This is a genomic window from Streptomyces sp. RKAG290 (assembly GCF_023701695.1).
GTDB lineage: Bacteria > Actinomycetota > Actinomycetes > Streptomycetales > Streptomycetaceae > Streptomyces.
The window spans coordinates 5,711,709-5,725,672 of record NZ_JAJOZC010000001.1; the positions used below are offsets into that span (position 1 = coordinate 5,711,709).

The window sequence follows — 13,964 nt, forward strand, 5'->3', positions numbered from 1 at the left end:
CTCGTGGGCAGCGGGCATCGGCTCATCCTTCCCTAACAAGTGTTTGGTAGGTTAACGTACGGTCGTCGGCACCGTCGAGGATCCGAGGGCGAGGAGTCACGGACGTGAGCGCACCGCAGTACCTCCCGGGTCACGGGCTCCTGAGCGGCCGCAGCGCCGTCATCACCGCCGCGGCCGGCGCCGGCATCGGCGGCGCCACCGCCCGCAGATTCCTCGAGGAGGGCGCCGGCATCGTCATCGGCGACGCGCACACCCGCCGGCTGAAGGAGACCGAACAGGCCCTCGCCGACGAGTTCGGCGCGGACCGCGTCGCCTCACTGCCCTGCGACGTCACCGACGAGACCCAGGTCCAGGCCCTGTTCGCACGCGCCGAACAGATCCACGGCGGCCTCGACATCGTCGTCAACAACGCCGGACTCGGCGGCACCGCGACACTCACCGACATGACCGACGCCCAGTGGACCAAGGTCCTCGACGTCACCCTGAACGGCACCTTCCGCTGCACCCGCGCCGCCCTGCGCTCCTTCAGGGCCACCGGCCGCCCCGGCGTCGTCGTCAACAACGCCTCCGTCGTCGGCTGGCGCGCACAGAGCGGGCAGGCCCACTACGCCGCAGCCAAGGCGGGCGTCATGGCACTCACCCGCTGCGCCGCCGTCGAAGCCGCGGAGTACGGCGTGCGGGTCAACGCGGTCGCCCCCAGCCTCGCCATGCACCCGCACCTGGTGAAGGTCACCTCCGCCGAACTCCTCGACGAACTGACCGCGAAGGAGGCCTTCGGCCGCTACGCCGAACCGTGGGAGATCGCCAACGTCATCGTCTTCCTCGCCAGCGGCTACTCCTCCTACATGACGGGCGAGGTCGTCTCCGTCAGCAGCCAGCATGCCTGAGGGGGTACCGGCCGGGCGGAGAATGGGCAGGTGCCTACCAAGAAGAAGCCCCAGGTGACCCCGTCCCCCGAGCGGCGCGGCGAACTGCTCGCCACCGCCGCCGAGGTCTTCGCCGCGCAGGGATACAACGCCACGACCGTCCGCAGGATCGCGGACGCGGCCGGGATGCTCGCGGGCAGCCTCTACTACCACTTCGATTCCAAGGAATCGATGCTCGACGAGATCCTCTCCACCTTCCTGAACGAGCTCTGGGAGGGGTACGACGCCGTGCTCGGCGCCGGACTCGGCCCCAGGGAGACCATCGAGGCACTCGTCACCGAGTCCTTCCGCGAGATCGACCGGCACCGCGCCGCCGTCGCCATCTACCAGAAGGAAGCCCGGCACCTGGCCGCCCAGCCGCGGTTCCAGTACCTCGCCGACTCCCAGCAGAAGTTCGAGAAGGCCTGGCTCGGCACCCTGGAGCGCGGAGTCGCCGACCGGACCTTCCGGGCCGACCTGGACATCCGCCTCACCTACCGGTTCGTCCGCGACACCGTCTGGGTCGCAGCCTCCTGGTACCGGCCCGGCGGACAGCACAGCCCCGAGGAAATCGCCCGCCAGTACCTGTCGATGGTCCTGGACGGGATCGCCCTGCGTAACTGACGCAACCGAGGAGCAGCAGCCATGGCCGAGGCCTACATCGTCGAAGCGGTACGCACCCCGGTGGGGCGGCGCGGGGGAGGCCTCGGGGCCGTCCACCCCGCCGACCTCGGCGCCCACGTGCTCAAGGCCCTCGTGGCGCGCTCGGGCATCGACCCGGCGGCCGTCGAGGACGTGGTGTTCGGCTGCCTCGACGCCGTCGGACCGCAGGCCGGCGACATCGCCCGCACCAGCTGGCTGGCGGCCGGACTGCCCGAGGAGGTCCCCGGCGTCACCGTCGACCGGCAGTGCGGCTCCTCCCAGCAGGCCGTGCACTTCGCCGCTCAGGGGGTGCTCTCCGGCACCCAGGACCTGGTCGTCGCGGGCGGCACCCAGAACATGACGCAGATCCCGATCGCCTTCGCCTCCCGGCAGGCCGCCGAACCCCTGGGCCTCACGGACGGGCCCTTCGCCGGCAGCGAGGGCTGGCGGGCCCGGTACGGGGACCGGCCGGTCAACCAGTTCCACGGTGCCCAGCTGATCGCCGAGAAGTGGGGGATCAGCCGCCGCGACATGGAGGAGTTCGCCCTCACCTCGCACCGGCGCGCCGTCCGCGCCGTCGACGAGGGCCGCTTCGAGCGGGAGACCGTGGCCTGGGGCGACGTCACCGCCGACGAGGGGCCGCGCCGGGACACCACACTGGAGAAAATGGCCGGATTGAAGCCGGTGATGGCGGGCGGAACCCTCACCGCCGCCTGCTCCTCCCAGGTCTCCGACGGGGCGGCCGCCATGCTCATCGCCTCCGAGCGGGCCGTCGCCGTGCACGGCCTCACCCCGCGCGCCCGCATCCACCACCTCTCGGTCCGGGGCGAGGATCCGATCCGGATGCTTTCGGCGCCGATCCCCGCCACGGCCCACGCGCTGAGCAGGACCGGCATGTCGATCGACGACATCGACCTGGTCGAGATCAACGAGGCCTTCGCACCGGTGGTCCTCGCCTGGCTGAAAGAGACCGGTGCCGACCCGGACCGGGTCAACGTCAACGGCGGTGCGATCGCCCTGGGTCATCCGCTGGGCGCCACCGGCACCCGGCTGATGACGACACTGCTGCACGAACTGGAGCGCACCGGCGGCCGCTACGGACTGCAGACCATGTGCGAGGGCGGCGGCCAGGCAAATGTGACGATCATCGAACGGCTCTGAACCCGTACGCCCCAAGGGTTCTCCCGGGCAACGGCCGGCCGGCGGCGTGGCGCGTCCCACCGCTGGTCGGCAGATCGTGCTACGGTGATCCGGTTGCAGTTTTGGTACCCATGAACTTTATGTGCGCCTGACGGGAATGCTTCCTCAGGCGCTTTAATGTTTTCCGGCTTTCTCCGGGTGGGGCTCAATGCGGCGACTTGGAATTCGTAAAGTGCGGATTTCCGGCACTGCACCTGTTTTAGGAGAATGACATGGCTACTGGAACCGTGAAGTGGTTCAACTCGGAAAAGGGCTTCGGCTTCATCGAGCAGGACGGCGGCGGCGCCGACGTCTTCGCCCACTACTCGAACATCGCCACCCAGGGCTTCCGTGAGCTCCAGGAGGGCCAGAAGGTCTCCTTCGACGTCACGCAGGGCCAGAAGGGCCCGCAGGCGGAGAACATCGTCCCGGCCTAATTGCCGGACGCGTACCTCGCAGCCGGGGCCCGCACCGTGAAGGTGCGGGCCCCGGCTTGTGCTGTCCCTGGGAAGTGACGGAATTCCGGGCGCCGTAGGGCGCCCCGCATCGGGTGCGACGAAGCACCCCGGGTGTCCCGGGCCCCGCGCACCGCGTGCATCAGTCCGCAGTCTGCGCAGTACCCCCGGCAGTCCCCAGCAGTCCCACGCAGTTCCCAGGAATCCCCCAGGAGGGCAATTCCGTATGACCCGCTCCGAACGTCAGGACCGTCCCGCCCACAACCGCCCGTCGAGGGGGCGTGGCACGGCCCAGGCAAAGGCAACCGCACAGGGTTCCGGCAAGGGATCCGGCAAGGCGTCGCCCCGTCGCAGGGCCACGCCGCCGCAGGGTGAGTTCGCCCTGCCCGAAACCATGACCCCCGCACTGCCCGCCGTCGAGGCGTTCGCCGAGCTGGACATGCCCGCCGCCCTGCTGAAAACCCTTGCCGCGCAGGGCGTCACCGATCCCTTCCCGATCCAGGGCGCCACCCTGCCGAACTCGCTTGCCGGCCGGGACATCCTCGGCCGCGGCCGCACCGGCTCCGGCAAGACCCTCGCCTTCGGCCTCGCACTGCTGGCCCGCACCGCGGGACGCCGCTCCGAGCCGAAGGCACCGCTCGTCCTCGTCCTCGTCCCGACCCGTGAGCTCGCCCAGCAGGTCACCGACGCGCTGACGCCCTACGCCACCGCCGTGAACCTGCGGATGGCCACCGTCGTCGGCGGGATGTCGATCAGCAAGCAGTCCGGCACCCTGCGCCGCGGCGCCGAGGTGCTCGTCGCCACGCCGGGCCGACTCAAGGACCTCATCGAGCGCGGTGACTGCCGCCTGGACCAGGTCGCCATCACGGTCCTCGACGAGGCCGACCAGATGGCCGACATGGGCTTCATGCCGCAGGTCGTCGCCCTGCTCAAGCAGGTCGAGCCGGACGGACAGCGGATGCTCTTCTCCGCGACCCTGGACAAGAACATCGACCGGCTGGTCAAGATGTTCCTGACCGACCCCGTCGTGCACTCGGTCGACCCGTCCGCGGGCGCGGTCACCACCATGGAGCACCACGTGCTCCATGTGCTCGACGAGACCGACAAGAAGGCCGTCGCCACGAAGATCGCCGCCCGCGAGGGCCGGGTGATCATGTTCGTCGACACCAAGCGCGCCGCCGACCGCTTCGCCAAGCGGCTGCTCGCCAGCGGTGTACGGGCTGCCGCCCTGCACGGCGGCCGCTCGCAGCCGCAGCGCAACCGCACCCTGGACCAGTTCAAGAACGGCCAGGTCACCGCGCTGGTCGCGACGAACGTGGCGGCCCGCGGCATCCACGTCGACGACCTCGACCTGGTCGTCAACGTGGACCCGCCCACCGACCACAAGGACTACCTCCACCGCGGCGGGCGCACGGCGCGCGCCGGGGAGTCCGGCAGCGTCGTCACGCTGGTGCTGCCCGAGGAGAAGCGGGAGATGACCCGGCTGATGCAGGACGCGGGCATCGCGCCGCGCACCACCCGGATCAAGTCCAGCGACGAGGAGCTCACCCGGATCACCGGGGCGCGCGAGCCGTCGGGCATCGCCATCGTGGTCGAGGTCCCGCAGCCGACCCAGCCGAAGCCGCGTACGCGGTCCGGCGGGGGCGCGGGGGCCGGTGCGGGCGCCGGAGGCGGGTTCCGCTCGGGCACCCGTGGCCGCGGCCGACGCGGCGGCGGTGCGGGTGGCGCCGGAGGCGCCGGTGGTGGTGCGCAGGGTTCGGGCGGCTCGGGTGGTTCCGCCCGGGGCGCCGGTGCGGGTGGCGCTTCGCGCGGTGCGGGTTCTGGTGCGGGGCGCTCGGGCGGCTCCGGCCGCAGCGGTGCGCCGGCGCGTGGTCGCCGGGCGGCGTAGCCGACTGTCCGGCCGCCCGGGGTTCCGGGCGGCCGGACGTGCCAGTCCCTCAAGCCCGTCCGGCGTCTTGGACGGAGCGCGCGGTTGTTTCCGGCCCGTCCGGCGACTGAGCACGGAGCGGGAATCGGGTGCGCCCGAGCGTCGCTTCGTCCTCAATCGCCGGACGGGCTTGTTTTGTGCGCGGGGCCGTTGGGTTCGGGTGCGCCCGGGTGGCGCTTCGTCCTCAGTCGCCGGACGGGCTTGTTTGTGGGCGGGGCGGGTTGGGTTCGGGTGTGGGCGGGGCGGGACGGGGAGGGTCGCCAGGCAGGTGTCGGCCTCCGTCATCAGCCGGGTCACCAGCTCCGCAACGCTCGGCAGGTCCTCGATCAGGCCCGCCACCTGGCCCGACGCCATCACGCCCAGGTCCGTGCGGCCGTCCACCATGGACGCCTTCAGCAGCATCGGGGTGTTGGCCGCCAGCAGCACCTGGCTCCAGGAGAGTTCCTTGCCGTGCCGCATGGCGAGCCCGTCGCGCACCATCCGGGACCAGCTCAGCCCGGACACCTTCTTGAACCCCGCCGCCCGGCGCACCGCCTGGGCCAGCGCCCGTACCCGGCCGGCCCGCTCCAGTGCGGTGACCATCTCGGTCCGCAGCATCCGGTGCGGGAGCCCGTCCACCGCCGTCGTGACGGTGATGTCCTTGACGCCCGCCGCGAGATAGCGGGCCTTGACCGCGTCCGGGACCGTCGAGTCGGACGTCAGCAGGAACCGCGTCCCCATGGCGATGCCCGCCGCCCCGTACGCCAGCGCGGCCACCAGGCCGTGCCCGTCGCGGAAGCCGCCCGCGGCTATCACCGGGATGTCCACCGCGTCCACCACCTGCGGCAGCAGCACACTGGTCGCCACCTCGCCGGTGTGTCCGCCGCCCTCGCCGCCCTGCACGATCACCGCGTCCGCACCCCACGCCGCGACCTTCTCCGCATGGCGCCGGGCACCGATCGACGGCACGACCACCACGCCCGCGTCCTTCAGCTCGGCGATCAGCTCCTTCGAGGGGGCCAGTGCGAACGACGCCACCCGCACACCCTCCTCGACGATGATCCGTACCCGCTCGCGGGCGTCGCCCGCGTCGGCCCGCAGATTGACGCCGAAGGGCGCGTCCGTACGGGACTTCACCTCCCGCACCGCCGCCCGCAGCTGTTCGGTGCTCATCGTGGCCGAGGCGAGGATCCCCAGTGCGCCGGCCTCGGCCGTGGCGGAGACCAGGCGGGGACCGGCGACCCAGCCCATGCCGGTCTGGACGACGGGGTGACGGACACCGACGAGGTCCGTGAGGGGCGTGCGCATCAGGCCCGGACCTCGCGGTCCCGGGTGCCGGCGGGATCGATGACCTCGCGGATCAGGCACAGTTCCCCGACGGTCGGCTCCCGGGTGTACGGGACGTCGTCCGCGATCACGAGGTCGAAACCGGTCGCCTCCCGGACCCGGTCGGCGGTGACACCCGGGTGCAGTGAGGCCACCCGCATCGAGCGGTCCGGGGTCTCGAAGTCGAACACACCGAGATCGCTCACCACCCGCGGGATGCGGTGGTAGCGGGCCGCCGACGGGCCGGCCGCTGCCGCGCTGTCGTACCCGACGCCGCAGATCATGTCGACGTGCTCGACGAACACCCGGGCGGAGTGCCGGGGGACCCAGTAACTGACGAGATTGTTGAGCGTGTTGACGGGGGCGCCGCGGACACCGAGTAACTGCCGGGCGGGCCGGTCCCAGTCGCCGATGCAGGAGATGTTCTGGTTGCCGTACCGGTCGATCTGGCTCGCGCCCATCATCACGTGGCGCTTGCCGCCGGTGACCATGGTGAGGTGTTTGCGGTACGGCAGCCAGCCCTCGGGTGCGCCGTCCGGGCCGACGATCAGCGCCTCCCCGTCGGTGAGCAGCAGCTCGGGCGAGAAGGTGCGCCTGGCGAGCTTGGCGCCGACGGACGGGATCAGGCCCATCGGGCTGGCGAGCACCTCGCCGTTGCCGCGCCAGGCCTCGGCGCAGGCGATCACGCAGTACTCGGCCCGGGTGACGGTCACGTTCTGCGTGGTCACTTCTGCTCCTCGTGCCAGGTGCGGACGGCTTCCTGATAGCTCTTCTCGTCGCCCTGCGGATGCAGGAACCGGTCGCTGAAGGCCGCCCAGGCGTCCGGGTCAGCGGCCGCGGCAGCGTACGCCTGCTGGAACGCCTCGTCGCGTGGGTGGTCGGGGACGCAGGAGGTGAAGTGCGCACCGTTCGGGGTCTCGACGACACCGGTGACGGAGTGCCGTTGCACCAGCAGCGTCTGCGGGGCGGCCGTCGCGGTCAGTTCCGCGGTCTCCACCAGGCGTTCGCAGGAGACGTACGCGGTGTCGGCGGCCTCGCAGAACAGGTCGTCGAAGTACGGGTCGGGGCCCAGGTACTGGCCGTTGCCGAGCCGGTCGGCGCGGTTCAGGTGGACGAGGGCGGCGTCCATCCGCAGGGCCGGCATCGCGACGAACTCCTCGCCGTCCTCGTACGGCGAGACAACCGTGCGCAGGCCGGGGTTGACCCGCATCACGTCCGAACCGATGCCGGCCCGGACAGGCAGGAACGGCAGCCGGTTCGCGGCGGCGTGCAGCCCCCACATGAACATCGCCTCGTCGATCTCGGTCAGTTCGAACGCGCCCTGCTGGCGGGCCGCGCGGAAGTGCGGTTCGAGCGGGATTGAGTCGAGGGTGACGAACGCCGCGACGAGTCTGCGGATCCGGCCGGCGGCGGCGAGCAGGCCGACGTCGGGGCCGCCGTACGAGATCACGGTGAGATCGGTGATCCGGGAACGGAGCAGCGCCCGGACCAGAGCCATCGGTTTGCGGCGCGAGCCCCAGCCGCCGATGCCGATGGTCATTCCGCTGCCGAGCCGCGAAACGACCTCCTCGGCCGTCATGGTCTTGTCGGTCATCTCAAGCCTCCTTGCCGAAGGTGTCACGGACGCGGTCGGCGATGCCGCTGAGGTTGGCCTCGAAGGTGAAGCCCTGCTCGAAGCGGTAGCTGCGGCGTACGTCCACCGGGTCGATGCCGTTGATGGCGGCCTTGGCCAGCCGGATGAGATACCCGTCCTTGCGGGCGATCTCGGCCGCCAGCCCCAGTGCCGCGGTGCGGAGTTCCGCGCGCGGGACGACCTGCCAGACCGAGCCGTGGGCGTGCAGTTCGGCGGCGGTCGCGGTGCGCGAGGTGTAGTACAGCGCGCGCATCAGGTGCTGCGGGACGAGCCGGGAGAGATGCGTCGCCGCGCCGAGCGCGCCACGGTCCAGCTCGGGCAGGCCGAAGGTCGCGTCGTCGCTCGCCACGATCACGTCGGCGTTGCCGACGAGGCCGATGCCGCCGCCGAGGCAGAAGCCGTGCACCGCGGCGATGACCGGGACCTCGCACTCGTACACCGCGGCGAACGCCTCGTAGCAGCCGCGGTTGGCGCCGATCAGCGCCTCGTGCCCGCGCTCGCGCTGCATCTCCTTGATGTCGACCCCCGCGTTGAAACCACGCCCGGCCGAGGCCAGCACGACGCAGCGCACCTCGGGGTCGCGGCCCGCGGTGCGGAGCGCGTCGGCCAGGTCGTACCAGCCCTGCACGGGCAGCGCGTTGACGGGTGGGTAGTCGGCCGTGACGAGACGGATGCCCTTGCCGGGACACGAGGTGGAGACACCCATGAAGGAATCAGCTACCTTTCCACCAAACGTTTGTTAGGTGTGGAAGGTAGCAGCCTTCCCCCGCATCGCCAACAAGGAGATGTGAGATGACTGGTCTGTGCGACGGCCGCGTCGTGATCGTGACGGGTGCGGGGCGCGGCCTGGGCCGCGCCCACGCGCTCGCCTTCGCGGCCGAGGGCGCGAAGGTGGTCGTCAACGATCTCGGGGTCGGCCCCGGAGGCGACGGCGGTTCGTCCGGGCCGGCCCGCCGGGTGGCCGACGAGATCGTGGCGGCGGGCGGTGAGGCGGTCGCCCACGGCGGCGACATCGCCACGACCGGGGGCGCGGCCGGCCTCGTCGCGACCGCTCTGGAGGCGTTCGGCCGGCTCGACACCCTGGTCAACAACGCGGGCTTCCTGCGCGACCGGATGCTGGTGAACCTGGACGAGGACGACTGGGACGCCGTGATGAGGGTGCACCTGAAGGGCCACTTCCTGCCCCTGAAGCACGCGGCGGCGCACTGGCGGAGCGAGGCGAAGGCGGGACGCCGGCCGGTGGCCCGGGTGATCAACACCAGCTCAGGGGCGGGGCTGCTGGGCAGCGTGGGGCAGGGCAACTACTCCGCGGCCAAGGCCGGCATCCTCGGCCTGACGCTGGTCGCCGCCGCGGAGCTGGAACGGTACGGGGTCCAGGTCAACGCGCTCGCTCCGGCGGCCCGGACCCGGATGACGGAGCAGACCTTCGCCGGCACGATGGCCGCACCGGGCGAGGGGGCGTTCGACGCGATGGCCCGGAGAACGTCTCCCCGCTCGTGGTGTGGCTCGGCTCGGCCGCGAGCGACGGCGTGAGCGGGCGGGTCTTCGAGGCGGAGGCCGGCCGGATCACGGTGATGCAGGGCTGGCGGGCGGGACCGACGACGGACCTGGGGGCGCGGTGGGAGCCGGGTGCGGCGGGGGAGGCGGCGCGGAAGCTGTTGGCGGAGGCGGGGGTGGGGGCGCCGGTCTACGGGGCGCGGTAGCCGGGGGCGGGGGCGTTGCCGCGGCGGGCCGCCGCCCCCTGGGCTCCGCCCCGGACCCCGCGCCTCAAACGCCGGCGGGGCTGTAAGTGGGGCTGGGCGGGATTTTGCCCGGCGGGCCTGTAAGCGGGGAGATCAGTCGTGGCGGCGGGGAAATCAAGCCTCTCCGGCGATTGAGGAGCGGGGGTACGGGGGCAGCGCCCCCGGGAGCGGGGGACGGGCGACCCGAGGCGGGCCAGGACGTCCGCGCCGAACGCCCGCCGCGACGGATCACCCGCCGCACACCACGCGGCCGCCGCCTGCCGGGTCTCCTCGTCACCGCGCGCACGCAACGCATCCGCGGCCGCCTGCCAGTTGTCCAGCTCCGGGCCCCCGGACAGCGCCCGCCGCGCCAGCTCCTCGAACGGGGCGAGCAGCCCCAGCTCGGCCTCCAGGACCGTGGCGATCGCCCCGTGCCCCGTCTGCTGGTCCCGGCCCGCGCGCGGTTTCCCGTCCCGCACCAGTTCGACCGTCAGCGTCTCCCCGCCGTCGACGACCGCGCGGTGCACCACGACCTGGTGCGCGTCCGAGTCCCCGTACAGATCGAGCAGCCCGGCGCGCATCTCCCGCTCCAGGTCCACGTCCAGCATCCGCCGCGCCTCGCCGAGCGCCTCCCGCAGCGCACCCTCCCGCGCTCCCGCGCCGTGGCTCAGCAGCGCCCGTACCGTTTCGAGTGAGCCGCGCCGGGCGGCGAGGAGCAGCGGGGACTCGCCCTCCGGGCTCGGCAGGCAGGGGTCGGCGCCGTGGGCGAGCAGCATCCGCGCGGTCCGCGCATGGCCGAGACCCACCGCCCAGCGCAGTGCCGTGAACCCGAACTGCTCGGGCAGGTCCGGCGTGGCCCCGGCGGCCAGCAGCGCCTCGACCACCTCCGTGTGACCCCCGCACGCCGCACCGCAGATCGGCAGATCACCCGACTCGGGCCCGCAGGCCCGGTCCGGATCCGCGCCGGCGGCCAGCAGCAGCCGCACCACGCCCGGCCGGTCCGAAACCGCCGCCAGGTACAGCGCGCTCGCGCCGTCCTCGTCGGACGACTCGGCGGACACACCGGCGCGCAGCAGCCGCACGACGGCGTTCTCGCCCTCATGGAGCGCGTCGGACAGGCTCTGCCCGCCCGCCGTTTCCGTCCGCGCCGTAGGTTCCTCTGTCATATTTCGACTGTAATACGCTTCGCGCCGCGGCCCGTTGCGGGCAGCGGCACCTCACGTGGTGCAGTCGAGGGCCGTGCGGCACAGCGCGCACCGGGCCCGCACCCGGCCGCGGACCGGGATGCCGTTGCGCTGGTGGCAGGTCGGGCACGGGAAGGTGACCCGGAGGCCCTCCCGGGTGGTCTCGAAGGCGTACGGGGCCTCCGGGCCGGGGGCCGTACCCGCACCGGGATGGTCCTGGGCGTACCGCCGGTCCTTGGCGTACCGGCGCCGGCCCGCCCAGCCGGCCGCGGTGAGCGGCGGCTGGGCGCTCTCGCGCAAGGCCTGCGCCCGGCCCGCCTCGTACGCGGTGTAGGCCTGCGGACTGGTGAACCACGGCGAGGGATCCTCGTCGAAGGCGAGCGCCCGCTTGGCCAGCACGTACCCGAACTCCTCCGGAGTGAGGTAGCCGAGCTTCTGGCTGGAGGTGGCGTCCTCCCGGAAGGCGTCGAGCAGCAGCCAGCCCGCGCCGAGGTAGGCCGCCGCGGTGTCGGTGAGGATCTCGTTGTCCCGGGTGCCGGCGAACTCCAGGCCGAGCCGGTGCAGCAGCACATGCATGACCTCGTGCGACAACGCGGCCCCGATGTCCCTGCGATGGGTACGGAACCGGTCGTTCAGCTCGATGAAGTACTCCGGCCCGGCCGCGAGTTCGACGCTCCCCGCGTGCTCCATCGCACGGAACGCGACGATCATCCGGGCATCCGGCAGACGCAGGTGCTGCACCATGGCCCGTGCCACCCGCTGCGCCCCCAGATGCAGATCGTCCGCGTCGGCGAAGGCGGCCTCGGCGGGCAGGAGGCTCGGGGCGTAACGGTGGACGCCGTCGTACGACAGCCGCCGGTACAGCGCGTTGATCGCCGACCGGACGGTGGCGAGGTGCGGGAAGCCGTGCACCACCGGGCTGCCATGGGGGCCGTCACTCACGTCCCTGCCCCCTCCGCGACGCTCAACTCCGCTCCACTGTAACCGCAGCGCCACCGGTGGGCCCGGCGAAGCGGGCACCGTCCGTCAGGCGCCGGCGTCCCCCGGGGCGGCGGGTCCGCTCCGGACCGGCAGCCCCGCGCCGAGCTCCACGAACGGCGCGCCCGCAGCCTCCACCTCCAGCACCCACACCTCGTTGACCCCGTCCCGCAGCACCGGACCCGGCACGTACAGCGTCCGCTGCGGGCCCACCGACCAGTACCGCCCGAGGCAGAACCCGTTCACCCAGACGAAGCCGCGGGTCCAGCCCGGCAGTTCGAGCCCCGCGTGTCCGGCGGCGCCCGTCTCCGCGAGTGCGAACGTGCCCCGGTACAGGCCGCTGCGCGCGGACCCGTCGACCGGCGCGAACGGGACGCCCGCCACCGCCCCCGGCCCCTCGAACGCGTCGAGCCGCAGCGCCCGCGCCCGTACGCCGTGCAGGAACTGGCGCTCGTGCAGCACACCCCCGGTGATGCCCTTCGCCTCGCCCAGCCTGGGCCCGTAGTTGACCCGGCCCAGCGACTCCACCCACAGCTCGACCTCGGCAGGCCCGGCGACCGGCTCCGGCAGGGTGGCGGCCTCCTCGGTCAGGACGCCGTGGCGGACACCGTCCACGTACACCACCGCCCGGTCCCGCAGGCCGGACACCCCCAGGGCGTAGGGCCGGCGCGGGCCGGGGACGGAGACCCGGTAGCGCACCAGGCCACGGTCCAGGCCCAGCTCCTCGAACGTGAGCGGGACACCGGACTCGTCCCGCTCCTCGTCGCCGAGAGCCGCCATGACGTCGTCGAGCGACGCCCAGCCGGTCAGCTCGGCCCGCACCGGCGCCGCGAGTCCGGCGGGCTCGGGCGGCAGCGCGGGCAGCGGCCCGTCCGCGTACGCCGCGAGCACCTGCCGGAACAGCCGGAACTTCTCCGTCGGCCGCCCGTACTCGTCGATCGGCGCGTCGTAGTCGTACGACGTCACCGTCGGCTGGAGCTCCTGGTCCTGCAGCGGTCCCGCACGGTTCGCGCCCGCCCAGCCGCCGAAGTTCGTCCCGCCGTGCGCCATGTAGATGTTGACCGACGCCCCGCAGTCCAGGATCTCCCGCAGCGCGTCGGCTGCCTGCTCCGGATCGCGCAGCACCGGCGGCGCGTCCCAGTGGTCGAACCAGCCGCACCAGAACTCCATGCACATCAGCGGCCCCGCGCCCTGATGGCGCCGCAGCACCCGGAACGCCTCGCGCGCGCCCGACCCGAAGTTCGCCGTGGCGAGCAGACCGGGCACCGAACCGCCCGTGAGCATGTGGTCGTCCGGCCCGTCGGAGGTGAACAGCGGGACGCTCACGCCGTACTCGCCGAGCATCGCGGCCAGCCGGCCCAGGTAGACCTGATCGGTGCCGTAGCTGCCGTACTCGTTCTCCGCCTGCACCATGATCACCGGGCCGCCGCGGTCGATCTGCCGCTCCGCCACCTGCGGCAGCAGCTCGGCGAACCACGCTCGCACCGCGTCCAGGTATTCGGCGTCCCGGGTCCGCACCCGCCGGCCGAACCGCCCGGTCACCCAGGCCGGCAGACCGCCGTTCTCCCACTCCGCACAGATGTACGGCCCCGGGCGGACGATCGCCCACAGCCCGGCCCGGTGGGCCGCGTCCAGGAAGCGGCCGAGCGCCCCGACGTCCCGGAACCGGCCCGGCTGCGGCTCGTGGAGGTTCCACGGCACGTACGTCTCGACACAGTTCAGGCCCATCGCCCGCAGCATCGAGAGCCGGTGGTCCCACTGGGCCTCGTGCACCCGGAAGTAGTGCAGGGCACCCGACAGCAGCCGTACGGGCTTCCCGTCGAGCCGGAAGTGGTCGTCGTCGCCCACCGTGAAGTCAGCCATCGTGCCCGTTCTCTTCTGTGCGGCAGCCCCGGGCGCCGCACACCGCCGTACGCGTACGGAATGCGAGGTACGCGGCACGTGTGACGGAGCGGGCGAACCCGGGAGGAATGTCGCGACCCAGCCTCACCCCCTGGCGTGCGGCCGGTCCATGGACAAAGATCACTGCTGTTTG

At 72.6% G+C, this 13,964-nt stretch carries 11 protein-coding genes and 2 pseudogenes; 6 read left to right on the top strand and 7 right to left on the bottom strand.

Annotated features, from left to right (window positions below):
- Positions 1 to 104: 104 nt before the first annotated feature.
- The 5 genes from LNW71_RS25165 (at position 105) to LNW71_RS25185 (ending at position 5,069) form a co-directional block, all read left to right on the top strand.
- On the top strand, positions 105 to 887 hold the full coding sequence (locus LNW71_RS25165) for an SDR family oxidoreductase (RefSeq protein WP_250970317.1): 783 nt from the start codon (positions 105 to 107) through the stop codon (positions 885 to 887).
- A gap of 30 nt (positions 888 to 917) precedes the next feature.
- Positions 918 to 1,529, top strand: a complete 612-nt coding sequence (locus tag LNW71_RS25170) for a TetR/AcrR family transcriptional regulator (RefSeq protein WP_250970318.1) — start codon at positions 918 to 920, stop codon at positions 1,527 to 1,529.
- 21 nt (positions 1,530 to 1,550) lie between these two features.
- Positions 1,551 to 2,708 carry an acetyl-CoA C-acetyltransferase gene (locus tag LNW71_RS25175; RefSeq protein WP_250970319.1) on the top strand — a complete coding sequence of 386 codons (1,158 nt, stop codon included), beginning with the start codon at positions 1,551 to 1,553 and terminating at the stop codon, positions 2,706 to 2,708.
- Positions 2,709 to 2,959: 251 nt separating this feature from the next.
- Positions 2,960 to 3,163, top strand: coding sequence for a cold-shock protein (locus tag LNW71_RS25180; protein ID WP_015607926.1), 204 nt, complete (start codon positions 2,960 to 2,962; stop codon positions 3,161 to 3,163).
- A 244-nt stretch (positions 3,164 to 3,407) separates the two neighbouring features.
- Positions 3,408 to 5,069 (top strand): DEAD/DEAH box helicase, encoded by a 1,662-nt coding sequence (locus LNW71_RS25185; RefSeq protein ID WP_250970320.1) that lies wholly within the window; start codon positions 3,408 to 3,410, stop codon positions 5,067 to 5,069.
- Between the two features lie 282 nt (positions 5,070 to 5,351).
- On the opposite strand, the pseudogene LNW71_RS25190 reads toward LNW71_RS25185, so the two are convergent.
- The 4 genes and pseudogenes from LNW71_RS25190 to LNW71_RS25205 all read right to left on the bottom strand — a co-directional run.
- A pseudogene (locus LNW71_RS25190) lies at positions 5,352 to 6,395 on the bottom strand (NAD(P)H-dependent flavin oxidoreductase); the annotation flags it as partial.
- The gene (locus tag LNW71_RS25195; protein WP_250970321.1) at positions 6,395 to 7,141 is read right to left on the bottom strand and encodes a CoA-transferase; all 747 of its coding nucleotides are present in this window, start codon (positions 7,139 to 7,141) and stop codon (positions 6,395 to 6,397) included. The gene LNW71_RS25195 and the pseudogene LNW71_RS25190, both read right to left, overlap by 1 nt.
- Positions 7,138 to 8,007 carry a CoA-transferase gene (locus LNW71_RS25200; RefSeq protein ID WP_250970322.1) on the bottom strand — a complete coding sequence of 290 codons (870 nt, stop codon included), beginning with the start codon at positions 8,005 to 8,007 and terminating at the stop codon, positions 7,138 to 7,140. The genes LNW71_RS25195 and LNW71_RS25200 overlap by 4 nt, the downstream gene beginning before the upstream one ends.
- Position 8,008: 1 nt before the next feature.
- Positions 8,009 to 8,752: an enoyl-CoA hydratase family protein gene (locus tag LNW71_RS25205; protein ID WP_250970323.1), complete on the bottom strand. Its 744-nt coding sequence runs from the start codon at positions 8,750 to 8,752 to the stop codon at positions 8,009 to 8,011.
- 86 nt (positions 8,753 to 8,838) lie between these two features.
- Here LNW71_RS25205 and LNW71_RS25210 point away from each other — a divergent pair.
- Positions 8,839 to 9,749, top strand: a pseudogene (locus tag LNW71_RS25210) (SDR family oxidoreductase).
- On the opposite strand, the gene LNW71_RS25215 reads toward LNW71_RS25210, so the two are convergent.
- The 3 genes from LNW71_RS25215 to LNW71_RS25225 all read right to left on the bottom strand — a co-directional run bounded on the left by LNW71_RS25215 (position 9,734) and on the right by LNW71_RS25225 (position 13,792).
- Positions 9,734 to 10,933: an ankyrin repeat domain-containing protein gene (locus LNW71_RS25215; RefSeq protein WP_250970324.1), complete on the bottom strand. Its 1,200-nt coding sequence runs from the start codon at positions 10,931 to 10,933 to the stop codon at positions 9,734 to 9,736. The pseudogene LNW71_RS25210 and the gene LNW71_RS25215 sit on opposite strands and share 16 nt — an antisense overlap.
- 51 nt (positions 10,934 to 10,984) lie before the next feature.
- Positions 10,985 to 11,893, bottom strand: a complete 909-nt coding sequence (locus tag LNW71_RS25220; RefSeq protein ID WP_250970325.1) for a hypothetical protein — start codon at positions 11,891 to 11,893, stop codon at positions 10,985 to 10,987.
- An 84-nt stretch (positions 11,894 to 11,977) separates the two neighbouring features.
- A complete protein-coding gene (locus tag LNW71_RS25225) occupies positions 11,978 to 13,792 on the bottom strand; it encodes a glycoside hydrolase family 35 protein (RefSeq protein WP_250970326.1) in 1,815 nt (604 codons plus the stop codon).
- Between the last annotated feature and the right edge of the window lie 172 nt (positions 13,793 to 13,964).

Bases quoted from the DNA above. Each gene is read 5' to 3' on its own strand.
- LNW71_RS25180 (WP_015607926.1), top strand. From the start codon at position 2,960: ATGGCTACTGGAACCGTGAAGTGGTTCAACTCGGAAAAGGGCTTCGGC.
- LNW71_RS25205 (WP_250970323.1), bottom strand. From the start codon at position 8,752: ATGGGTGTCTCCACCTCGTGTCCCGGCAAGGGCATCCGTCTCGTCACG.
- LNW71_RS25200 (WP_250970322.1), bottom strand. From the start codon at position 8,007: ATGACCGACAAGACCATGACGGCCGAGGAGGTCGTTTCGCGGCTCGGC.
- LNW71_RS25215 (WP_250970324.1), bottom strand. From the start codon at position 10,933: ATGACAGAGGAACCTACGGCGCGGACGGAAACGGCGGGCGGGCAGAGC.
- LNW71_RS25225 (WP_250970326.1), bottom strand. From the start codon at position 13,792: ATGGCTGACTTCACGGTGGGCGACGACGACCACTTCCGGCTCGACGGG.
- LNW71_RS25185 (WP_250970320.1), top strand. From the start codon at position 3,408: ATGACCCGCTCCGAACGTCAGGACCGTCCCGCCCACAACCGCCCGTCG.
- LNW71_RS25175 (WP_250970319.1), top strand. From the start codon at position 1,551: ATGGCCGAGGCCTACATCGTCGAAGCGGTACGCACCCCGGTGGGGCGG.